A 21,874-nucleotide genomic window follows, 5' to 3' on the forward strand; every position below is an offset into this window, starting at 1 on the left:
GTCGCCTTCGGTGTCCCACCCTGACGGCTCAAAGCCTGTCCCGCGAGCAACTGCGGTGGATTCTCAAAGCTGCGGTTTTACTTGCAACTCGATCACTATTATCTGGGACATGGTGCAATCTCCCTTCCCCTCCCAGATCACGAAGTGGCGCGAGCTCCGAGGCCTCACCCAACGCCAACTGGCGGCACGTATCGGTACGTCCTCCTCCTCTCTTTGCAGGTGGGAGTCCGGGGAGAACACCCCCAAACGCGACCACGTGGAGAAGCTGGACGAACTCCTTCGGGCCTCGGGGCGACTCCTGAAGGTCTGGGAGACCCAGACCTCCGGCTCCTCGCTCCCCCCGTGGATGCAGGACCTGTGGCGGCTGAAGGAGGAGGCCGTCCACATCGAGTTCCTGTCGCCCGTCCTGGTCCCCGGACTCCTCCAGTCCCCCGGCTACGCCCGGATCGTCTTCGAGCACGGGCAGCCGCTCGCCGGCCCGGCCGAGATCGACGATCTCGTCTCCATGCGCTGTGCCCGTTACGATCGTCTGCGGGAACGGAACGACCCCGAGGTCGTCGCGGTCTTCCCCCACAGCGCGCTCACCTGTGTGCCCGACGAGGTGCGGCGTGAACAGGCCGCACATCTGGTCTCGCTGGGACGGCGTGGAAGGGTGCGCGTCCATCTCGTGCCCGAGGGCTCGGCCCTGATCGGGATCACCTCGCCACTGCTGCTGTGCCGACTCGTGGACGGGTCACGCGCCGCGTCCAGCGACCACGTTTCCGGTAACGTCCTCTACGACGAGACAATAGGGTTCGATCGGCTCTCTGAACTGGTCAAACGCGCTCTTGGCAGCGCGCTTCCGCTGGAGCAGTCGATGGAGGTTCTGGAGAGGTTGAGCACATGAGCGGTGAATGGCACAAGTCCAGCTACAGCAGTACGGGTGGACAGTGCGTGGAGGTGCGCGAGCACGAGTGGGGGACGGACGTACGCGACTCCGTCCACCCCGAGGAGTGTTGCCTCTCCTTTCCTCCCGCTCAGTGGATCCGTCTGGCCAAGGTCGCCGACTCCCTCTGAGGCCGTACACGACGGGGTCCACCGGACGCGCTCCGGTGGACCCCGTCGTGTACGGCCTCAGAAACGGGGTTCCTCGATGTGAACCCCGAACTCCTCCCCCATGGTCGCGCAGATCTCACCGAGCGTCGCCTCGGCGCGGGCCGCGTCCATGATCAGCGGGACCAGGTTGCCGCCGTCCCCGCGCGCGCCTTCCAGCAGGGCGGCCAGGGCCCGGTCCACGGCGGTCCCGTCGCGTTCGGCGCGGCGCTCACCGAGCACCCGCTTCTGCTCGTGTTCGACCTCGTGGCCGATCCTGAGGATGTCCGGTTCTTCGGAGACGGTGTCGGTGTGGCAGTTGACCCCCACGATCCTCTTGTCGCCCTTCTCCACCGCCTGTTGGTAGCGGAAGGCGGACTCGGCGATCTCGGACCCGAAGTAGCCGTTCTCGATCCCCGCGAGGATGCCGGAGGTCATCGGTCCGATCTCGTGCTCGACCTCCTCGCCTCCGCCCATCCGCAGGATGTGGGCGAAGACGCGCTCGGCCTCGGCCTCGAGCTCGTCGGTGAGCGACTCCAGGTACCAGGAACCACCGAGAGGATCGACGACGTTGACGACCCCGGTCTCCTCCCTCAGGACCTGTTGCGTGCGCAGGGCGATCTCGGCCGCCTGCTCCGTGGGCAGTGCGAGGGTCTCGTCCAGGGCGTTGGTGTGCAGCGAGTTCGTGCCCCCCAACACGGCGGCGAGCGCCTCCACTGTGGTGCGCACGACGTTGTTGTGAGGCTGCTGCGCGGTCAGGGAGACACCCGCCGTCTGGGTGTGGAACCGTAGCCGCTGCGCCCTTGCGCTCCTCGCGCCGTAGACGTCCCTCAGTCGACGTGCCCAGATGCGACGTGCTGCGCGGAACTTGGCGATCTCCTCGAAGAGGTCGATGTGCGCGTCGAAGAAGAAGGACAGTCCGGGTGCGAACCGGTCGACGTCCAGGCCCCGGGACAGACCCAGTTCCACGTAGCCGAAACCGTCGGCGAGGGTGTAGGCGAGCTCCTGGGCGGCCGTGGCCCCCGCCTCCCTGATGTGGTAGCCGGACACCGACAGTGGCTTGTACGCCGGGACGTTCTCCGCGCAGTACTCCATCAGGTCGCCGATCAGCCGCAGCTGTGGCCCCGGCGGGTACAGCCATTCCTTCTGGGCGATGTACTCCTTGAAGATGTCGGTCTGGAGCGTGCCGTCGAGGGTGCCGACGTCCACGCCCTGACGCTCGGCCGCCACCATGTACATGCAGAAGACGGGGACCGCGGGGCCGCTGATGGTCATGGAGGTGGTGGTCTCACCGAGCGGGATTCCGTCGAAGAGCAGGTCCATGTCGGACACGGAGTCGACGGCCACCCCACAGTGGCCGACCTCTCCCAGGGAGTGCGGTGAGTCGGAGTCGTGGCCCATGAGGGTGGGCATGTCGAAGGCGACGGAGAGCCCGCCCCCGCCCGAGGCCAGGATCATCTTGTAACGCTCGTTGGTCTGCCGCGCGTTGCCGAAGCCCGCGAACTGACGAATGGTCCACGTGCGGCCTCGGTAACCGGTGGTGTGCGGGCCGCGCGTGTACGGGTACTCCCCCGGCCAGCCGATGCGCTCGAAGCCGGGGACCTCGGCGCCCGGTGGCGGACCGTAGACGGGTCGCAGGGTGCGTCCCGACAGGGTCGTGAAGTCGGCGTCGCGTTCGCGCGCCGCGTCGTGACGGCGCTGCCAGCGTTCACGACCGGCCTCGATCTCCTCGGCTCCGCCACCGTCGACGGGGTCTCCCGTGGTGTTCGCCATACAAGAACAGTAGGACGTCCGACTAATGATGTACAGCAAGGACGCCCGTGGCGCATCGCCGTCACGGCGGGCGCCTCAGTGCCCCTCGGCCACTTCCGCCACACGTGCGGGGAAGTCCCCGAAGTGCACCCTGAGCTTGGTGAACATCTCGTGGACGTGCCACAACTCCTCATCGGAGTAACAGGACAGGCCGAAGTCCATGGAGAGCAGCGCCTGGGTCGCCTCCTCCGTGACACGACGCCCGGAGTCGGTGATCTCGGCCAGTACGCCACGACCGTCGCTGGGGTTGGGACGGCGGCGCACGAAGCCCTGCCCCTCCAGCCGGTCGATGGTGTTGGTGACGCTGGTCGGATGCACCATGAGGCGTTCGCCGATCTTGCCCAGGGGCAGGGAGCCGGAGCCGCTGAAGGTCAGCAGCACGAGCGCCTCGTAGCGGGCGAAGGTCAGGCCGAACGGTTTGAGGGTCGCGTCCAGCTCCCCGATCAGGAGCTGCTGCGCGCGCATGATCGAGGTGACCGCCGCCATGGCGGGCGACGCCCCCCACCTGCGTGTCCAGTTCTCGTGCGCGCGTTCGATCGGGTCGAACGGAAGATTCAACGGGTTACCCACAGGCTCACTCTAGGCCGGAGCGAGCGTGCTCCGGGCACGGGCCCGGAAGAGGGCGAACCCTCTTTAGCAACCACAAGGAAAGAAATCAATACTTTTCCGTGGCCACAAGGGGACATTCCCCCACGAGGAAACCGGTCGCCCCGCCGGGTCCGAAAAGGTCGGCCACCAGCGAAGCCCTCCGCCGGAACCCGGTCCCACTCACAGAGGACCCAGAAAGTTCCGGTGCAGACGTTGACGACACCCGTAATTATTAGTTAAGTTTCCTAAAAATTTATCCCCCCATGTCAGAGGGTCGGGTGTGACCGCCTGTGCCCCCGGATCTTGGAGCGGCCCGCGGAGGCCCTCCCCGTCCACCGGACCACCGTCGTCCACCGCCCGCTCCGCGGCCCCCGTCCTCACGGCACCGCGGTGGTCATGTCCCCCGCTCACTCACCAGGAGACACCCGACGTGAGAGCACGCCGTCTCAGCAACCGTCTCGCGGCCACCGTGGCCGGCCTACTGTTCGTCCTACCGGTGTCGATCGCGCCTTCGGCCTCCGCGGAGGAGACGGGCCCTTCGAACCTCACCGTCACCTATGTGGAGTCGGCCCGGTGGAACACCGGGTACACCGGTGAGATCACCGTCCACAACCCCTCGAACACCCCGGTCGAGGACTGGACCATCACGTTCTCTCTGCCCGGTGACGGTCGCATCCACCAGCTCTGGAACGCCACGCTGTCGGGCACCCCCGAGGGCTACACGATCACCCCTCCGCACTGGGGCGCCGACGTCCCGGCCGGAGGGAGCTACTCCTTCGGCTTCAACGGCCTGCACTCCGGCGGCGCCACGGAGCCGGTGGACTGTCTGGTCAACGGCCTTGCCTGCGACGGCACCGGAGGCGGACGAGGCCCCTCCCACGGCAGCCACAGCGTGGCTTACTACACCCAGTGGAGCGCCGAGGAGCGCGACTACCACGTACGCGACCTGGTCGACACCGACAGCGCCGCGAAACTCACCCACATCAACTACGCCTTCGGCAACGTCGGCGCCGACGGTGAGTGCCTCATGACCGACGAGCCCGGTCTGGGCGACGCCCTGGCCGACTACGGCCGTGCGGTCCCCGCCGAGGAGAGCGTCGACGGTGTGGCCGACCATCCCGACCAGGATCTGCGCGGCAACTTCAACCAGCTGCGCAAGCTCAAGGAGATGTACCCCCACCTGGTCGTCAACATCTCCCTGGGCGGCTGGAACTGGTCACGGGACTTCTCCGACGCCGCCCTCACCGAGGAGTCCCGCCGGAAACTGGTCTCCTCCTGCGTCGACATGTACCTGCGGGGCGACCTGCCCGAGATCGACGGAGCGGGTGGCGAGGGCGCCGCCTACGGGGTCTTCGACGGCATCGACCTGGACTGGGAGTGGCCCGGTTCCGACGGCAATCCGCACAACACCGTCCGCCCCGAGGACAAGGAGAACTACACCGCGCTGGTACGGGAGTTCCGCGACCAGATGGACGCGCTCGGCGAGGAGACCGACCGCCACTACGAGCTGACCGCCTTCCTGCCCGCCGGAGGTTGGCGTCTGGACGCCGGATACGAACTGGACGAGCTCATGCCCGCCTTCGACTTCGTCACGGTGCAGGGCTACGACTACCACGGCACCTGGGAGAGCGTGACCAACCACCAGTCCAACCTGGTCGTGGACGCCCGCGACCCCGAGCCGGTGATCTCCTCCGAGATCGTCCTGGACGCCTACCTGGACCGGGGAGTGGACCCCGCCAAGATCGTTCTGGGAGTCCCCTTCTACGGACAGGGATGGACCGGTGTGGAGCCCGGTCCGGACGGCGACGGCCTCTTCCAGCCCGCCACGGGCCCGGCCGAGGGAACGTACGCGGCGGGCACCGAGGACTGGAGGGTCCTCGCCGAGAAGGCCGCCTCCGAGGAGTTCGCGCTCTTCCGCAACGACGAGGCCGGTACGGCCTGGATCTACGACGGCCGGACCCTGTGGACCTACGACGACCCCACCGCCATGGCCCAGAAGACCGCATGGGCCCGGGAACAGGGCTTGGGCGGCGTCATGATCTGGTCCATCGACGGAGACGACGCCGACGGCAGCCTCATGAGCGCCGTCCACACCGCCCTGAGCGGCTGACCTGCCGCCCGGAGGGTCCGGGCGGAGTACGAGCGGCGTCGGTGCTCTGATCCGGGGAGCATCGCCGCTCACGGCCGGCGCGCGGCGATGTGCGACGCTCTGCGCCGGCCACCCCCCTCCTCCCCATGTCGGAGGTGTCCCGCCATGTCCCCGTGCCCCGCGCGTCACCGACCCCGCGCACCACCGGACCTCGTTCACCACACGCACCCCTTGGGAGCACTCCCCCACAGCCGACCGTCGCCGCCGGCGGCGGAAGGTCACCCCCGCACCGCTCACACCTCAGGAGCAACCAGTGAGAGCAGCACTCAGAAGTCGGATCGCGGCGCTGACGGCCGCCGTGATCGCCCTACCCCTCGTCCTGTCGCCGGCCCCCGCCACCGCGCAGGCCACCGACGTCACCGTCACGTACGTGGAGACCAGTCGCTGGGAGACCGGTTACGGCGGGCAGCTCACCATCGACAACGGCTCGAACGCGCCCCTCTCGGACTGGACCATCGAGTTCCGACTCCCCTCCGGCACGGAGATCACCACCCTGTGGAACGCCACCCTCACCCGGTCCGGCACCACCCACACCATCACCCCGCCCTCGTGGGGCTCCACCATCCCCGCGGGAGGCGGCTACTCCATCGGGTTCAACGGAACGCACAACGGCGGCGACACCACACCGGTGAACTGCACCCTCAACGGAAACCCCTGTTCGGGCGAAGCGGGCGAGGAGGACACCGAGCCCCCCACCGCTCCGACCGGACTGACCGTCACCGGGACCACCGCCACGACCGTGTCGCTGAGCTGGACCGGTTCCGACGACAACGTCGGGGTCGCGGGTTATGAGGTCCTCTCCGGCGGTGAGGTCGTCCGCGCCGTCGCCGGCACCGGCGCCACGATCACCGGGCTGGCTCCGGGGAGCGAGCACACGTTCACCGTGCGCGCCTACGACACCTCCAACAACCGTGGGCCCGAGAGCGCCCCGGTGACCGTCACCACCAAGGAGGACGGCGGCGGGACCACCGATCCGCCCGAGGAACGTCGGGTGGCCTACTTCACCCAGTGGGGCATCTACGACCGCGGCTACCTCGTCCGCAACCTGGAGACCTCCGGCACCGCCGAGAAGCTCACCCACATCAACTACTCCTTCGGCAACGTCAATGCCGGCGGTGAGTGCTTCATGGCCAACCAGCAGGGTCAGGGCGACGCCTGGGCCGACTACGGCCGCTCCTTCAGCGCCGGAGAGAGCGTGGACGGAACCGCCGACACCTGGGACCAGGATCTGCGCGGCAACTTCAACCAGCTGCGCAAGCTCAAGGAGATGTACCCCGACCTGAAGGTCAACATCTCCCTTGGCGGTTGGACCTGGTCCGAGCACTTCTCCGACGCCGCGCTGACCGCGGAGTCGCGTGAGCGCATGGTGTCCTCGTGCATCGACCTGTACCTGCGCGGCAACCTGCCCCTGTTCGACGGCGCCGGCGGTGCCGGCTCCGCCTACGGGGTCTTCGACGGCATCGACCTGGACTGGGAGTGGCCCGGCTCGGAGGGCCACGAGCACAACACCGTGCGCCCCGAGGACAAGGAGAACTTCACCGCCCTGGTGGCCGAGTTCCGCGACCAGCTGGACGCCCTGGAGGGCGAGACCGGCCGGGAGTTCGAACTGACCGCCTTCCTGCCCGCCGACCCGGAGAAGATCGAACTCGGCTTCGAGATGGGGCCGCTCATGAACGACTTCGACTTCATCACCGTGCAGGGTTACGACTACCACGGCGGTTGGGAGAACACCACCAACCACCAGTCCAACCTGCGTGTCCACCCCGACGACCCCGGTCCCGACGTCTACGCCTCCGAGACGACGATCCAGGCCTACCTGGACCACGGCGTCGACCCCGCCGACATGGTCATGGGCGTGCCCTTCTACGGGCGCGGCTGGACCGGTGTGGCCCCCGGGCCGAACGGCGACGGCCTGTTCCAGAGCGCCACCGGTCCCGCCCCCGGTGGCTACGAGGCCGGAATCCAGGACTGGAAGGTCCTGAAGAACCTGCAAGGGTACGACCTGTACCGCGACGACGAGCGGGGCACCGCCTGGCTCTATGACGGGTCCACGTTCTGGACCTACGACGACGAGGTCTCCATGACCCAGAAGACGGAGTGGGCCCAGGCCAACGGGCTCGGCGGCGTCATGATCTGGTCCATCGACGGAGACGACGCCGACGGCAGCCTCATGACCGCCATCGACACGGCGCTGAACGGATAGCGCCCTCCTTCCAGCCGGCGCGGACGCCCTCGATCCGCGCCGGCCTTTTTCCCGGTGGTGCGATGATTTCCCTCCTCCCCTCGGGTCCATTCCTTGTGAGCCCGCCGTGGGGCGGGCTCGGGAAGGAACGGTCATGGTCGACGCACACACCCTGAGAACCGCGGACGGAACCCTGTACTACGAACTCCGGGGGAAGGGGCCCGTCCTGGTGCTGACCGGCGCGCCCATGGGCGCCGAGGAGTTCGCACCACTGGCGGACCTGCTCGCACGGGACCACACGGTCCTCACACACGATCCGCGGGGCATCTCCCGTAGTCCGCTGGACGATCCGGAACAGGACTCCACGCCCGAGCTTCGGGCCGACGATCTCATCGCCCTCCTGAACGCGCTGAACGCGGACTCCGCCGACGTGCTGGGCTCCAGCGGCGGCGCGGTGACCTCGCTGGCGCTGGCCGAGCGGTATCCCGATCGGGTCGGAACGGTCGTGGCGCACGAGCCGCCCCTCCTCGGGCTGCTTCCCGACGCCGTCGCACAGCACGCCGCGACGGAGAGCGTCATCGAGACCTACCTTCAGAAGGGGGTGTTCGCGGCGTGGGCCGCGTTCATGGCCAACGCCGGATTCCCGGTGGAGGAGTCCGACGACGGCGTGCCAGGAGAGGAGCCGACGGAACAGATGCTCGCCGACAGCGGGCGTTTCTACCTTCACGAACTGCGCGGCACGACCCGCCACATGCCCGACACCGATGCCCTGAGCGCGGGACCCGTGCGGACGGTGCCGGGTCTGGGGGCCGAGTCGGCGACACTGCTGACCGCGCGCACCACCCGGGCCCTGGCCGATCGTCTCGGCACCGAACCGGTCGTCTTCCCCGGAGGGCACGGCGGTTTCGCCGACGCCCCCGAGGAGTTCGCCGAGGTGCTGCGCAAGGTCCTCGCCGGTGGAACACCCGTGCGGGGGGTCCGCTCGCCCGGAGGGTCCCGGGTCCCCGGAGGAGGCCGCGTGTGAGGACCCTCGGAGCCGGTGGAGGGTGACGGGACGGGCCTCGGGGACACGGCCCCGGGCCCGGGGCCGTTCCGGTGGCCCCCGACACATCTGCCGGCTAACGAGGAGCGGTGCCCAGTTCCTTCAGCAGGACCTCCGCGGCCGAGTACGGATCCCTGCCTCCTTCGGCGACCTCCCGGGCCAGGGCGTCCAGATCGCCGGCGTCGCCCGTCCCGCCCATCCGTGAGCGCAGCGTGTCCAGCACGATGGCCCGCACCTCGTCCCGGGCCCGGGCGCGTCGACGCGCGAGCAGTCCACCTTCGGCCTCCAGGTGGGCGAGGTGCTGTTCCATCCGGTCCCACAACTCGTCGATGCCCTCGCCCTCGCCCTCGGAGGCGACGGTCATGACGATCGGCGGTTTCCACTCCCGGTCGCCCCGGTCCTTCATGGCCACCATCTGACGCAACTCGCGCAGGGTGGCCCTGGCGCCGTCGCGGTCGGCCTTGTTGACCACGAGGACGTCGGCGATCTCCAACACGCCCGCCTTGGCCGCCTGCACCGAGTCGCCCATGCCCGGGGCGTACAACACCACCGTCGTGTCGGCCTGCCCGGCGATGTCCACCTCGGCCTGTCCCACCCCCATGGTCTCCACGAGGATCATGTCGAAGCCCGCCGCGTCCAACACCCGCAGCGCGTGCGGTGTGGCCCAGGACAGCCCGCCCAGGTGCCCGCGGTTGGCCATGGAGCGGATGAACACCCCCGGGTCGGTGGCGTGCTCCTGCATCCGTACCCGATCACCCAGCAGGGCGCCCCCGGTGAAGGGCGAGGAGGGGTCCACGGCCAGCACGGCCACGGTCAGCCCCCTCACCCGTGCCGCACGCGCGACGGCGTTGGTGGTGGTGGACTTTCCCACCCCCGGGGGGCCGGTGAGGCCCACCACGCGGGAGCGGCCGGTGTACGGGGCCAGGCCGGCCATGATCTCGCGCAGTTCACCGGATCCGTTCTCGACCAGGGTGAGCGCGCGGGCCAACGCCCTGCGGTCACCTCCACGGATCCGCTCGACCAACTGGGGGGCCTGCATGACGACTCCTCGGTGTCGGCGGAAGCAGTACGGGGCGAGGGCTCGTGGCCCCCGCCCCGCGACTGTCGGGTGCGTCGTGGTCTCCGGGGCTGTCCCGGATACACACAGTGTCTTCTGGTCGGGTCGGTTCCACGGGTCCGCCACGCGAGCGGTCGGGGATCTCCCTGGCCCGCGGCCGGACTCCGGGGTCGGGCCGCCGCCGATGTCCGGCCGGCGACGGCCGTGGGAACGGCTCGCTAGGGCGCGGGCACGGTGAACAGCAGGGCGTCGCCCTGACCGCCACCACCGCACAGCCCCGCGGCGCCGAGACCGCCGCCACGACGGCGCAGCTCGTGGACCAGGTGCAGGGCGATCCGCGCTCCCGAGGCGCCGATCGGGTGACCGATCGCGATGGCGCCGCCATTGACGTTGACGATGTCCTCCGAGACGCCCAGGTCCCGCACCGACTGGATCCCCACCGAGGCGAAGGCCTCGTTGATCTCGATCAGGTCCAGTTCCTCCACCGAACGCCCGGCCTTGGCCAGAGCGTGCTTGATGGCGTTGGAGGGCTGGGAGTGCAGCGAGTTGTCGGGGCCCGCGACGTTACCGTGCGCCCCGATCTCGGCCAGGATCGTGGCGCCCAGCTCCTCGGCCTTGCTCCGGCTCATCACGACCACGGCGGCGGCGCCGTCGGAGATCTGGGAGGAGGAGCCGGCGGTGATGGTGCCCTCGCTGTCGAAGGCCGGTCGGAGCCTGGCCAGGCTCTCGACGGTGGTGTCGGGCCGGATGCCCTCGTCCGCGGAGAAGAGGATGGGGTCGCCCTTGCGCTGCGGGATCTCCACCGGCACGATCTCGGCGTCGAAGTGTCCCGCCGCGGCCGCCGCCGCGGCGCGCTGGTGGGAGCGGGCCGCGAAGGCGTCCTGCTCCTCACGCCCCAGACCGAGCTTGCCGTTGTGCCGCTCGGTGGAGGCGCCCATGGAGTCGCCCTCGAACGCGTCGGTCAGGCCGTCGTGGGCGGTGGCGTCCACGACCTCGATGGAACCGTACTTGTAGCCCTTACGCGACTTGGGCAGCAGGTGCGGCGCGTTGGTCATGGACTCCATGCCACCGGCGACCACCACGTCGAACTCGCCCGCGGTGATGAGCTGGTCGGCCAGGGCGATGGCGTCCAGGCCCGAGAGGCAGACCTTGTTGATGGTCACCGAGGGCACGCTCATGGGGATGCCCGCCTTGACGGCGGCCTGGCGGGAGGGGATCTGTCCGGCACCGGCCTGGAGCACCTGGCCCATGACCACGTATCCGACCTGTTCGCCGCTGACGCCGGCGCGCTCCAGCGCGGCCTTGATGGCGAAGCCCCCGAGATCGGCGGCGGAGAACCCGGCGAGGGAGCCGAGGAGTCTGCCGATGGGGGTCCGTGCCCCACCGACGATGACGGAACCGGGCATCGTAACTGGCCTCCAAGTGATGGGTGACGCACCTGGTCTGCAACGATACCTACAAGGCCGTCAGCGATTCCCAGGAGGTTCACCCATGAGCGGCGCACCACACTCGGCCAGCGATTTCACCGGTCCCTCCTCCCCCCCGTCCGTACCGTTCTCGGGGTTGACGCGGCTCGACCACGTGGGGATCGCCTGCCGCGACCTCGACGCCTCGATCGAGTTCTACCGTTCCACCTACGGGTTCGAGGTCGAGCACGAGGAGGTGAACGAGGAACAGGGCGTGCGCGAGGCCATGCTGCGGATCAACGGTACGGACGACGGTGGCGCCACGTACCTGCAACTGCTGGAGCCCACCCGCGACGACTCCCCCGTGGCCAGGTTCCTGGAGCGCAACGGTGAGGGAGTGCACCACATCGCCTTCGGGACCGCCGACGTGGCCACCAGCGCGACGGGGATCGGCGGGCGGGGCGTGCGCGTCCTGGACGCCGAGCCGCGCAGGGGCACCGCCGGTTCGAAGATCACCTTCCTGCACCCCAAGGACTGTGGGGGCGTCCTCACCGAACTGGTACAGAGCGCCCACTGAACAAGGATTCCCCGGGATGGGGTATGACTTGTCCGTCCGCTCCCAGGGCAGAACGTCACAGGGACGTTCCGGACACATCACGGGTTGAGTGCCACAGGGCCACCAGACCGTAGAGGTCACCGGAAGTTACCCGAAACCCTCTTCCCAGGGGTTCGGCGCTTGATAAAGTCGGCTAGCTGCCGGATTCACTGTTCCGGCGTTGGTCCATCTCTTGCAGTCCGGTGGTCGAGCCAGGTCGGCCGTGCCGCAGTGTCAGGTGACAGGGCGCACGCAGACGACCACGGAGGTGGTCAGGGGCTTACCAGCCCGCCGTGCCACCCCGGGTTCACCGCCCCGGACCCACCCGTCCCCCGGGGACGACGCAGTCGCCCTCCTTGCTGTCCCCGGCCTTAGGCAAGCAGCCGTCTCGCACCGTTCAGGAATCCCGACACATGCCGTCAAACAACATCGATACCCAGCTCAACAACATCTTCGACGAGGACAACACCCCCCAAGAATTCGACGTGGTGCTGCGTGGTTACGACCGCACCCAGGTGGACGACTACGCGGCCGGCCTGCGCAACGACGTCAAACAGGCCAACAAGAAGGTCGAGAAGCTCACCGCCGAGTTGGCCGCCAAGAACCGCCAGCTCCAGGAGCGTGAGCGTCCCTCCTACTCCGGGCTGGGCTCGCGTATCGAGGAGCTGCTGCGTCTGGCCGAGGAGCAGGCCAACGAGCTGGTCCAGAGCGCGCAGATCGACGCCAACGACATCCGTTCGGCCGCCAAGGTCGAGGCCGCCGAGATGCGCGCCGCGGCCGAGTCCGAGGCCACCGAGGTGCGCACGCTCGCCCAGCGCGAGGCCGACGAGCTGCGTCAGACCGCCGAGGCCGAGGCCGAGGAGATCACCACCACCGCGCGCCGCGAGGCCGACGAGCTGTCCTCCACCACCGAGCGCGAGGTACAGAAGAAGCGCTCCGCGGTCGACCACGAGATCGCCGAGAAGCGCGCCACGTTCGAGGGTGAGATCGCCAAGCTGCGCACCACCACCGAGCGTGAGTGCGCCCAGGCCCGTGCCGCCGCCAAGCGCGAGCGCGACGAGACCATCCAGGCCGCCAAGAGCCAGGCCGAGGAGCTGCGCAAGAACGCCGAGCGCGCCTTCGCCGAGTCCGAGGCCCGCCGCACCGAGGCCGAGGACCAGTTCGAGTTGCAGCTGGCCGACCGCCGCGCCGAGGCCGAGCGCCAGGACGCCGAGCGTCTGGCCGCCGCCCAGGCCGCCACCCAGAAGATGGTCAACGAGGCGGAGGAGCGGGCTGCCAGCGCCGAGCAGCGCGCCACCAAGGCGAGCCAGCAGGCCGAGCAGACCCGTCGCGACGCCGAGAACCACGCCAAGCAGCTGGTCGGCAACGCCAAGAAGAACGCCGCCCAGATCGAGGCGGAGGCCAAGGCCAAGGCCGAGCACCAGCTCAGCGACGCCAAGTCCGAGGCCAACCGGATCATGACGGCCGCCAAGAAGGAGGTCGACGAGCTCAACCGCCAGCGCGACAGCATCCAGTCGCACCTCCAGCAGCTGCGTCAGCTGCTCGGCGGTGGCGGGCCCGCCCCGGCCGCGCCCGCCGCGCCGGCGGCTCCGGCTCCGGCCGCGATCCCGCAGGAGTCGGCTTCGGCCTCCGACGAGACCAGGCAGCCCGCGCACTCCGGCAAGGGCACCGACGACGAGGACTGGTGGCAGGAGTAGGGAGCGCGGTTCTGCGCACCTGACCCGTGCTCACATGACGGCCGAGGGCTCGTTCTCCCCCGCGGGGGAGAACGAGCCCTTCGTCGTCGGTACGGCCCTTCGGGGCTCGGTCCCGGGCCTCCACCTGCCCGTCCACGCCGGGTCCTGAAGGTTCCACAGGCCCCGAAGAACGTCGCCTAGCCCAGGGGCTGGGTGTCCTTCTCGTACGGGCCGTCCCACTCGACGGGCAGCGGATACGCCTGGGGGTTGACCCTCTTGACGATCTCGTCCAGGACCCGGCGCACGTACGGCTCACCCACCCACAGGTGTCTGGCCCCTTCCACGCCGACGACCTCGCACTGGGTGAGCGGCCTGAAGCGCTCACGGGCCTCGGCCGGACGCAGGTAGTCGTCGTGCTCGGGCACGAGCGCGACCACGGGCTTGCCCGTCTCGGCCCAGGCCCGCATGTCGGACTCGTCCGCCCGGTGCAGCGGCGGTGACAGCAGGATGGCCCCCTTGACCTGGGGGTCGGCTCCCCATTTGAGGGCCAGCTCGGTGCCGAAGGACCACCCCAGCAGCCAGGGGTCGGGGAGCTCCTCGAACTCGGTGAACTCGATGGCGGCGAGGACGTCGTGCTTCTCGGTCTCGCCTTCGCCGAACTCGCCCTGGCTGGTGCCGTGCCGCGAGCTGGTGCCCCTGGTGTTGAACCGCAGTACCGCCAGGTCGGCCAGGGCGGGCAGACGGAAGGAGGCCTTGCGCAGGACGTGGCTGTCCATCATGCCCTCGGCGGTGGGCAGCGGGTGCAGGCACACCAGGGTGGCCTTGGGGTCACGTCCCTCGGGCAGGGCCAGTTCCCCGACCAGCTCCAGACCGTCGGCGGTGTACAGGGTGATGGGTCGTCTCACGGCGGGCAGCACCGTGGTGGCTCGGATCTCCATGGCTCCTCGTGTGTGTCGGTGACTTGGGCGCGTCAACGGGGAGGTCGCGGTGCGCGATGGGAGCGCCGATCCCAGCAGGAGGAGTGCCAGTGACGCCGGTCGCCGCCGTCTCCGTAGGGGCGCCAGGCCACGATGTGGGGCATGCCCACGGGGATCTCCTGGGCACAGCCGGGACAACGGTAGACCTTGGTGGCCGCCGCTCCGGGGATGCGGCGCGTGACCCACTCCCCGTCGGGGCCGGTCTCACGGCGCTGTCCGCCCGTGATGCGCAGCATGAGGGCGTCCTCGTCCTCGGGGACACCGCCGGGCGCCTTACGGCGCCTTCGGGAGGATTGGCGACGGGAGGAATTACGACGCGGGCTCACATCTTCCAGCCTAGGAGAGAACGGGTGGTGGCCACCGCCACGCACGTGTCGTTCGGCGCGGTGACCGTCCGGGTTCGACGTTCCGGCACCGGGCGGAAACCCCGGGGTCCGCACCCCCGAGGTCCCCCCCTCTCGGCCGTGTTCTCCTTACGCCCTCCACCGCGCTCCGACCGCGCTCAGAAGGACCTTCGGAGAACGGGTGCTAACTCTGGCAGGCGCAGCCCCCATGAGGTTCCTCGGCGTCGGGCAACTGGTCCATCAGCAACGGCGCGGGCACGGCGATACTGGTCAGATCGTATTCGCCCATCGCGACCAGGGTGGTGACCACGGATTCGGCGCCGCGTTCGGCCAGGAGCTCGGTCGGGCCCTTGGGGTACCCGCAGCCGAAGCGCATGGCGGTGTCGACGTCCTCGGCCGTGGCGTAGCCGTCACCGATCATGCGCATGGCGTCGTCGATCTGCGGGGCCAGAAGGATCTCGCCCAGGTCCAGGGTCTCCTCCTCGCGGATCATCTGGGCGTAGCGTCCGGTGGGAATCGGTTCGGGCGCCTCGTCGGTGCCCGCGTAGAAGCCCTGACCGGACTTACGACCCAGACGTCCCGCGGCGACCATGCGGCGCAGCAGCGGGGACGCGGAGTAGCGCTGGTCGCGGTACTCCTCCCACAGCACGTCCATGACGGCCAGACACACGTCCAGGCCGACCATGTCGGCGAGGGTGAGCGGACCCATCGGCAGGCCCGCGGCCTTCTGGACCGCGGAGTCGATCTCCTCGCGCGTGGCGATCCTGCGCTCGTAGAGGCGGATGGCGTCGTTGATGTAGGGCACCAGCAGGGCGTTGGCCACGAAACCGGCACGGTCGCCGACCGCCACGGGCGTCTTGCCGACGCGCTTGGCGACCTCCGAGACCAGGTCGACGGTCTGGGCGCTGGTGGAGACCGTGGTGATGACCTCGACCAGTTTCATGACCGGCGCCGGGTTGAAGAAGTGCAGACCCACGACCTTGTCCGGGCGGCTGGTCAGCGCGGCGATCTCGGTCACCGAGAGCGACGACGTGTTGGTGGCCAGGATCGTGCCGGGCGGGCAGATCCTGTCCAGGTCGCCGAAGACGTCCTTCTTGATGTCCATGTGCTCGGGGACGGCCTCCACGACGAAGTCCGCGTCGGCGAGCTCCTCACGCGAGGTGGTGAACGTCATCCGGCTCTCGATCCCGGCACGTTCGTCCTCTGTGAGTTTGCCCTTGCCGACCGCCCGCGAGAGGGACCTGTCCATATGGGCTCGGCCGCGGTCGACGGCGGCCTGGTCGATCTCGACCCCGATGACGTTGAACCCCGCACGGGCGAACACTTCGGCGATGCCCGCGCCCATCGTGCCGAGTCCGACGACACCGACCTTGTCAAATTCCTGCACCATACGCACAGAGTACGGGTCTGCGTTTCCCTCTTCGCGCACGGGATGCCCAACAAAGGCACTCAGTGCCATCAAGGCTCCGGCCGTGTGGCCGCCGCGCCGCTCCCCTGACGCGACGGCCACGTCTGCGTCCCGCGAGGACGTCGCCTCAGCAGTCCACGAGTTCGGGAGACTGGTTCAGCAGTTGGGCCCTGGGAGAGACGAACTCGGCGTAGGCGGCCTCCGCCTCGGGAGAGAACAGGGCCACGCGATGACAGTTCTGGAAGGCCAGACGCAGGCCGAAGTGCCGCTCCACCGCGCCCCGCATGGCGTCGCTGGCGAGCAGGCGCAGCAACTGGCCCCGTTCCTCCTCCCCCGGCGGAGGTACCTCGTTGGCCTCGAAGCCGGACTCGGAGTTGCGCGCCCCCTCGGCCAGGCCACTGACCACGCCCCAGGCGTAGGGCAGGGATTCCCTGATACAGGAGAGGAAGTCGGCATCGTCGACCGGACCGTGCTGGGCCTTCTCCAACAGGTCCGGTGAAACCGTCAGCGACATAGGTGCCCCTTCGTCGTGTGGATGTTGCGGACCGTCACCGTCCTCTGGCGACGTTAGAGTCACGTCCTCGCTCAGTCATGACGCGAGAAGGACACAACTGCCTTCCTCCGCGGGCACACGAGTGTGGACGCGGTCGGCGCCCTACGGAAGGTCCGACCCCGCTCACACGGTCCCGCTCCGCCCACTCCGTCGAGGGGGTAACGTGCCTCTCGTGCGTCTCGTCATCGCTCGGTGCAGTGTCGACTATGTCGGCCGGCTCACCGCTCATCTGCCCATGGCTCCCCGCCTGATCCTGATCAAGGCGGACGGGAGCGTGTCCATCCATGCCGACGATCGGGCGTTCAAACCCCTGAACTGGATGAACCCGCCCTGCAAACTCCGCGAGGAGACCGTGGAGGACGGTCCCGACGTGTGGACGGTCACGCACGGCAAGTCCGGTGAGAAGCTGGTGTTGACCATCGAGGAGGTCATGCACGACTCCTCGCATGAACTGGGCAAGGACCCGGGGCTACAGAAGGACGGCGTCGAGGCCCACCTCCAGGAACTCCTGGCCGAGCACATCACCACTCTCGGTGAGGGCTACACGCTCATCCGGCGGGAGTACCCCACGGCCATCGGTCCGGTCGACATCCTGTGCCGGGACGGCGAGAACGCCACCGTGGCGGTGGAGCTCAAACGACGCGGGGACATCGACGGCGTCGAACAGCTCACCCGCTACCTGGAACTGCTCAACCGGGACCCGCAACTGGCCCCGGTGCGCGGCGTGTTCGCCGCACAGGAGATCAAGCCGCAGGCCCGCGTGCTGGCCGAGGATCGCGGCATCGCCTGTGTGGTGCTGGACTATGACGAACTGCGCGGTATCGAACCCGACGTCCTGCGCCTGTTCTGACCTTGGGCCCTCGCCCACCGGACGCCCCCGACGGGTCTTCGTCCGAGGGACGACCCACTCCGACGTCGACCCCGTCGTCCCTTCCGGTCGTGTCGGTGTCCTCCGGACGGAGGACACCGACACGTGGTGCTCATGGACCTGCGCATGCCCGGTGGAGACGGGGTGGAGGCCACCGAGCTCATCGGAAACGAGCACCCGAAGGTGCACGTTCTGGTGCTCGTCACCTACGACACCGACACCGACATCCTGCGCGCGGTGGAGGCGGGCGCCACGGGATACCTGCTCAAGGACACCCCTCGCGCGGAACTGGCGGAGGCCGTGCGCACCGCCGCGCGAGGCGAGACGGTCCTGACCGGGCGCCTGGCGGGCGGACTCGTCACCGGAATGCGCCGGCGCGCCGAACCCCCTGTCCTGTCCCCCCGTGAGGTGGAGGCGCTGCTTCTGGCCACGGAGGGTCGCACCAACGCGGCGATCGGTCGTGCCCCGCACATCAGCCCCACCACGGTCAAGACGCATCTGATGCGGGCCTACGACAAGCTCGGGGTCGGCGACCGGACCGCCGCCGTGAGCCAGGCGATCCGCCGTGGTCTGCTCCTCGAACGCTGACGTGCCCACCGCTCGACTCGGCGGGTGTCCGAACGCCCCGCCGGAAGTCAGGGCCCTCTCAGGGACCTTCCCGGATGCGGTGGACGGGCTTCCTTGGAAGGATCGGCGTATGGTGGAACGAATGAGTGAGATCACACCCCCCGAGCACGGTCGAATGCGCGCTTCCGACGCCGACCGTGACTCCGTCGCGCACCGACTGCGGGAGGCCCTGGCCGAGGGCCGGCTGGACCCGGACGAGCACAGCGAGCGGCTGGACGCCGTCTACCGGGCCAAGACCCTCGGCGAGCTCGTCCCCCTCACCGAGGACCTCCCCGAGCCCAGCGGCTCGGGCTCCTCACCCGCCCCCACCGACTTCCGTTCGCCCCGCCCGGTCTACGGCGGTGGCCGTGTCGTCAGCGGGCAGCGGCCCACGAGCCAGGCCGCGATCGCCCTCATGGGCGGCGCCGATCGCTCGGGGAGCTGGATCATGCCCCGCAGCTTCACCGCGGTCGCGGTGATGGGCGGTGTCAACCTGGATCTGCGCGAGGCCCGGTTCACCGAACGCGAGACCACCATCTGGACCTACAGCCTCATGGGCGGCGTCGCCGTCATCGTGCCCGACGACGTCCAGGTACGGGTGCACGGGCTTCCCCTGATGGGTGGTTTCGGCATCTCGAACCACACCCCCAGCGTGGTGGATCCGGACGCGCCGATCGTGCACATCCGCGGTATCGCCGTCATGGGCGGGGTGGGCGTCGAGTATCGGTCCCGCAAGCACCAGGACGAGGACGAGGAGTAGGGCCGGACACAAGACGTTCTGTCCGCCCTGAGCCCTCCAGAGAACCACAGTGGCACCCCGCATGTAAGCCTTGTGGCTGATTGTGGCAATTGTTGCGATCGGTCCTTGCCGTGGAACTCTTCTGATGTCAGGCTGCATCGGTACTTCTTCGCCTACCCAAGGTGTCCATCCCCCAGCAACACGGAACGATGGACCCCGCACCACGGAGGAAGATCGTTGCACCCCACGCACGAAGGCCCCTCACCACGCCGGACGGCCTCCTTCCGGCGTAGTGCCGTCACCGCCGGCGCCGCGGCCGTCCTGATGGCTCTCGGCACCCTGGCCGCCTCCCCGGCCCACGCCGAACCCGGCCCGCCCGGGCACGCCGGGCCGCCGGAGCACGCCGGCGCCCCCGACCACGCGGGACCGCCCCAGCACGCCGGCAAACCCGGCAAGCCGGTGAGGCCGGGTAAGCCCGAGAGGCCGGGAAGGCCCGGTGACGACCTGCCGCTGTCGGAGAGGGTCACCACCGAGGCCATTCGGGCCCACCTGGAGAACCTCGACATCATCGCCGAGTACAACGGCGGCAACCGGGCCACGAGCACCCCTGGCTACGACGTGGCCGCCCTGTACGTCGAGGACCAGCTCGAGCGTGCCGGCTACGAGCCCTACCGGCACGAGTACGAGTACGAGTTGTGGCGTGAGCAGTCCACCGCGGTACTGACCCAGACCGCCCCGGGGGACGTCGCCTACGAGCACGGCACCGACTACGTGACCATGAGCTACTCCGGCTCGGGTGACGTGACCGCCCCCGCCGTGGCCGTCAACACCGGTAGCGCGGAGAGCGGGTGCTCGGCCGACGACTTCGCCGACTTCCCCGAGGGCGCCGTCGCGATCACCATGCGCGGCACCTGCCCCTTCAGTGAGAAGGTCCAGAACGCCGCCGACGCCGGGGCCTCCGCCGCTCTGGTGGTCAACAACCAGGACGAGGTCTTCCTCGGCACCGTGAGCGAGCTCTCCGACATCCCCGCCCTGGGCGTCTCGGGTACGGCGGGCGCCGACCTGCTGGCCACCGAGGGCCTGGAACTGCGGGTCGGCGTCGACGCCCAGGTCACCACCGAGTCCTCCTACAGCGTCCTGGCGGAGACCCCGGGCGGCCGTGACGACAACGTCGTCGTGGTGGGCGGGCACCTCGACAGCGTCGAGGAGGGGCACGGCATCAACGACAACGGCAGCGGCACGGCGTTCGTCCTGGAGACCGCCATCCAGCTGGCGAAGCAGGACGCCCCCAAGAACAAGGTCCGTTTCGCCTTCTGGGGCACCGAGGAGGAGGGGCTCATCGGTTCCGACCGCTACGTGGCGGACCTGACCCCCGAAGAGATCGACGACATCGCCCTGTACCTCAACTTCGACATGATCGGCTCCCACAACTACGGCCGGTTCGTCCTCGACGGCCGGATGGAGCTTCCCGGGTCCGGTGGCGCCCCCTCCGGTTCCGGAGCGATCGCGAAGGTCTTCGAGGACTACTTCGAGTCCCAGGGACAGGTCAGCGAACCCGGCGTGCTGAGCGGACGCAGCGACTACCAGGCCTTCATGGTGGCGGGCATCCCCTCCGGCGGCCTGTTCAGCGGCGCCGACGGCGTCAAGACCGAGGAGCAGGTGGAGTGGTACGGCGGTACCGCGGGTGAGCAGTTCGACCCGTACTACCACACCCCGGACGACACCATGGAGAATGTCAACTGGGACTCGGTGGCCGAGCTGTCGGCCGCCGGTGCGCACGGCGTGGAGTTCCTGTCGAACAGCACCCTGCCGGTCAACGGTGTGCTGCGCGCCGTCGAGTCCGAGTTCCCGCAGGTCGGGGACGCCTGGCGCATGTAGTCCGCACCATCTCGCGCACCCTCCTCGGGAGGGTGGCCGCACGTCCTGAACGGGGGCGGGTGGCGTGAATCCCCCGATTCCACGCCACCCGCCTCTTCGGTGTCTCCCCCTCTGTGACCGCCCGATGGTCCCCTCACCTCCGGGCGGCACTCATGAACACCGCCGGGAACTACTTTGCGTAGCCCCATCGCTCCTTAATGTATCAGTGATGTGCGCCACTTCCGTACCGAACGCGTGACGGCGGCGCCGAAGCCATGGCGCGCACCCTTCGTCGGACGCGCCCGTGGACGCGGCCCACCGGCGCGACGGGCGCTCCCGAGGCCCCGGAAACCGCTCGACCCTCACCAGATGCACGAAAGGACGGGAAGGGGCGTACGGCCCCGAGGACGGGCACCGGGAGGAGCACGGAAGGCGCCACCACGCCGCGCTCAGGAGTCCCCCCGCAGCCGGGCGTTCTCGTCCTCCAGGTCCAGGATCCTGCCGACCCCGGCGAGGTTGACCCCCTCCTCGACGAGCCGGGCCACCCTGCGCAGGCGTGCGATGTCGTCGTCGCTGTACAACCGCGTGCCGCCACTGGTGCGCGCCGGAGCGACCAGCCCGCGCCCCTCGTAGGAGCGCAGGGTCTGCGGCGTCATTCCCGCGAGCTCCGCCGCCACGGAGATCGTGTACAGGCCCCGGGCGGAATCCCTGGAAGGTACTGCCATCGACCGCGTCCTTTCCCGCCGTGCGCCGCGCCCGTGCCCGCGCAGGCCGGGCCCTTGGACCTGCACTGAGGTTTATCTCCTTCAGATCGGGGCATAAAACTTGCGTCGCCTCGCATCAGTTTTTGTGACCGATGACAGGGAGGTTTCATGATGCTGATGCGCACGGACCCCTTCCACGACATCGATCACCTCACCCTGCGGAGCCTGGGAGAGGCGGTC

The 21,874-nt window shown here is 69.2% G+C and carries 19 protein-coding genes and 1 pseudogene; 11 read left to right on the top strand and 9 right to left on the bottom strand.

The annotated features are described in order from the left end of the window. The first annotated feature begins 109 nt into the window (after positions 1-109). Both PFX91_RS14350 and PFX91_RS14355 read left to right on the top strand, forming a co-directional pair. Complete coding sequence (locus PFX91_RS14350; protein WP_285732054.1) at positions 110-886, top strand: helix-turn-helix domain-containing protein; 777 nt, start codon at positions 110-112, stop codon at positions 884-886. After that, positions 883-1,056 carry a DUF397 domain-containing protein gene (locus PFX91_RS14355; RefSeq protein WP_285732055.1) on the top strand — a complete coding sequence of 58 codons (174 nt, stop codon included), beginning with the start codon at positions 883-885 and terminating at the stop codon, positions 1,054-1,056. The genes PFX91_RS14350 and PFX91_RS14355 overlap by 4 nt, the downstream gene beginning before the upstream one ends. Positions 1,057-1,113: 57 nt before the next feature. On the opposite strand, the gene icmA is transcribed toward PFX91_RS14355, so the two are convergent. Next, positions 1,114-2,844 (bottom strand): coenzyme B12-dependent isobutyryl-CoA mutase large subunit, encoded by a 1,731-nt coding sequence (icmA, locus tag PFX91_RS14360; protein WP_285732056.1) that lies wholly within the window; start codon positions 2,842-2,844, stop codon positions 1,114-1,116. A gap of 75 nt (positions 2,845-2,919) precedes the next feature. Further along, positions 2,920-3,441 carry a MarR family transcriptional regulator gene (locus tag PFX91_RS14365; protein ID WP_285732307.1) on the bottom strand — a complete coding sequence of 174 codons (522 nt, stop codon included), beginning with the start codon at positions 3,439-3,441 and terminating at the stop codon, positions 2,920-2,922. 460 nt (positions 3,442-3,901) lie between these two features. On the opposite strand from PFX91_RS14365, the gene PFX91_RS14370 reads away from it, so the two are divergent. The 3 genes from PFX91_RS14370 to PFX91_RS14380 all read left to right on the top strand — a co-directional run bounded on the left by PFX91_RS14370 (position 3,902) and on the right by PFX91_RS14380 (position 8,826). Continuing rightward, entirely contained in the window at positions 3,902-5,581 is a 1,680-nt protein-coding gene (locus PFX91_RS14370; RefSeq protein ID WP_285732058.1) for a glycosyl hydrolase family 18 protein, read from the top strand. A gap of 292 nt (positions 5,582-5,873) precedes the next feature. Beyond that, positions 5,874-7,823 (top strand): glycoside hydrolase family 18 chitinase, encoded by a 1,950-nt coding sequence (locus PFX91_RS14375; protein ID WP_285732060.1) that lies wholly within the window; start codon positions 5,874-5,876, stop codon positions 7,821-7,823. A 133-nt stretch (positions 7,824-7,956) separates the two neighbouring features. Further along, entirely contained in the window at positions 7,957-8,826 is an 870-nt protein-coding gene (locus PFX91_RS14380) for an alpha/beta fold hydrolase (protein ID WP_285732062.1), read from the top strand. Positions 8,827-8,920: 94 nt separating this feature from the next. Here the strand turns inward: PFX91_RS14380 and meaB are convergent, their stop codons facing one another. After that, a complete protein-coding gene (meaB, locus tag PFX91_RS14385) occupies positions 8,921-9,883 on the bottom strand; it encodes a methylmalonyl Co-A mutase-associated GTPase MeaB (protein ID WP_285732064.1) in 963 nt (320 codons plus the stop codon). Between the two features lie 236 nt (positions 9,884-10,119). Further along, the gene (locus PFX91_RS14390) at positions 10,120-11,307 is read right to left on the bottom strand and encodes an acetyl-CoA C-acetyltransferase (protein WP_285732066.1); all 1,188 of its coding nucleotides are present in this window, start codon (positions 11,305-11,307) and stop codon (positions 10,120-10,122) included. Positions 11,308-11,392: 85 nt separating this feature from the next. On the opposite strand from PFX91_RS14390, the gene mce reads away from it, so the two are divergent. Both mce and PFX91_RS14400 read left to right on the top strand, forming a co-directional pair. Then, complete coding sequence (gene mce, locus PFX91_RS14395) at positions 11,393-11,884, top strand: methylmalonyl-CoA epimerase (protein WP_285732067.1); 492 nt, start codon at positions 11,393-11,395, stop codon at positions 11,882-11,884. Positions 11,885-12,315: 431 nt separating this feature from the next. Further along, a complete protein-coding gene (locus tag PFX91_RS14400) occupies positions 12,316-13,599 on the top strand; it encodes a DivIVA domain-containing protein (protein ID WP_285732069.1) in 1,284 nt (427 codons plus the stop codon). Between the two features lie 176 nt (positions 13,600-13,775). On the opposite strand, the gene PFX91_RS14405 is transcribed toward PFX91_RS14400, so the two are convergent. The 4 genes from PFX91_RS14405 to PFX91_RS14420 all read right to left on the bottom strand — a co-directional run bounded on the left by PFX91_RS14405 (position 13,776) and on the right by PFX91_RS14420 (position 16,821). Further along, positions 13,776-14,516, bottom strand: a complete 741-nt coding sequence (locus PFX91_RS14405) for an alpha/beta hydrolase (RefSeq protein WP_285732070.1) — start codon at positions 14,514-14,516, stop codon at positions 13,776-13,778. Positions 14,517-14,548: 32 nt separating this feature from the next. Continuing rightward, positions 14,549-14,881, bottom strand: a complete 333-nt coding sequence (locus tag PFX91_RS14410; RefSeq protein WP_285732072.1) for an Rv1322 family protein — start codon at positions 14,879-14,881, stop codon at positions 14,549-14,551. A gap of 202 nt (positions 14,882-15,083) precedes the next feature. Next, complete coding sequence (locus PFX91_RS14415) at positions 15,084-16,289, bottom strand: 3-hydroxyacyl-CoA dehydrogenase (RefSeq protein WP_285732074.1); 1,206 nt, start codon at positions 16,287-16,289, stop codon at positions 15,084-15,086. 145 nt (positions 16,290-16,434) lie between these two features. Continuing rightward, the gene (locus tag PFX91_RS14420; RefSeq protein WP_285732076.1) at positions 16,435-16,821 is read right to left on the bottom strand and encodes an SCO5389 family protein; all 387 of its coding nucleotides are present in this window, start codon (positions 16,819-16,821) and stop codon (positions 16,435-16,437) included. A gap of 211 nt (positions 16,822-17,032) precedes the next feature. Between PFX91_RS14420 and nucS the strand changes: the two genes are divergently transcribed. The 4 genes and pseudogenes from nucS to PFX91_RS14440 all read left to right on the top strand — a co-directional run bounded on the left by nucS (position 17,033) and on the right by PFX91_RS14440 (position 20,951). Beyond that, on the top strand, positions 17,033-17,710 hold the full coding sequence (nucS, locus tag PFX91_RS14425) for an endonuclease NucS (RefSeq protein ID WP_285732078.1): 678 nt from the start codon (positions 17,033-17,035) through the stop codon (positions 17,708-17,710). Positions 17,711-17,833: 123 nt separating this feature from the next. Continuing rightward, positions 17,834-18,316: pseudogene (locus tag PFX91_RS14430) on the top strand (response regulator); the annotation flags it as partial. Positions 18,317-18,425: 109 nt separating this feature from the next. Further along, positions 18,426-19,094, top strand: a complete 669-nt coding sequence (locus PFX91_RS14435; protein ID WP_285732080.1) for a DUF1707 SHOCT-like domain-containing protein — start codon at positions 18,426-18,428, stop codon at positions 19,092-19,094. 303 nt (positions 19,095-19,397) lie between these two features. Next, on the top strand, positions 19,398-20,951 hold the full coding sequence (locus PFX91_RS14440; protein WP_285732309.1) for a M28 family peptidase: 1,554 nt from the start codon (positions 19,398-19,400) through the stop codon (positions 20,949-20,951). Positions 20,952-21,379: 428 nt separating this feature from the next. Here the strand turns inward: PFX91_RS14440 and PFX91_RS14445 are convergent, their stop codons facing one another. Next, positions 21,380-21,655 carry a heat shock protein transcriptional repressor HspR gene (locus PFX91_RS14445; RefSeq protein ID WP_285732082.1) on the bottom strand — a complete coding sequence of 92 codons (276 nt, stop codon included), beginning with the start codon at positions 21,653-21,655 and terminating at the stop codon, positions 21,380-21,382. Positions 21,656-21,874: the final 219 nt, after the last annotated feature.

This window comes from Nocardiopsis sp. ATB16-24 (genome assembly GCF_030271535.1).
GTDB lineage: Bacteria > Actinomycetota > Actinomycetes > Streptosporangiales > Streptosporangiaceae > Nocardiopsis.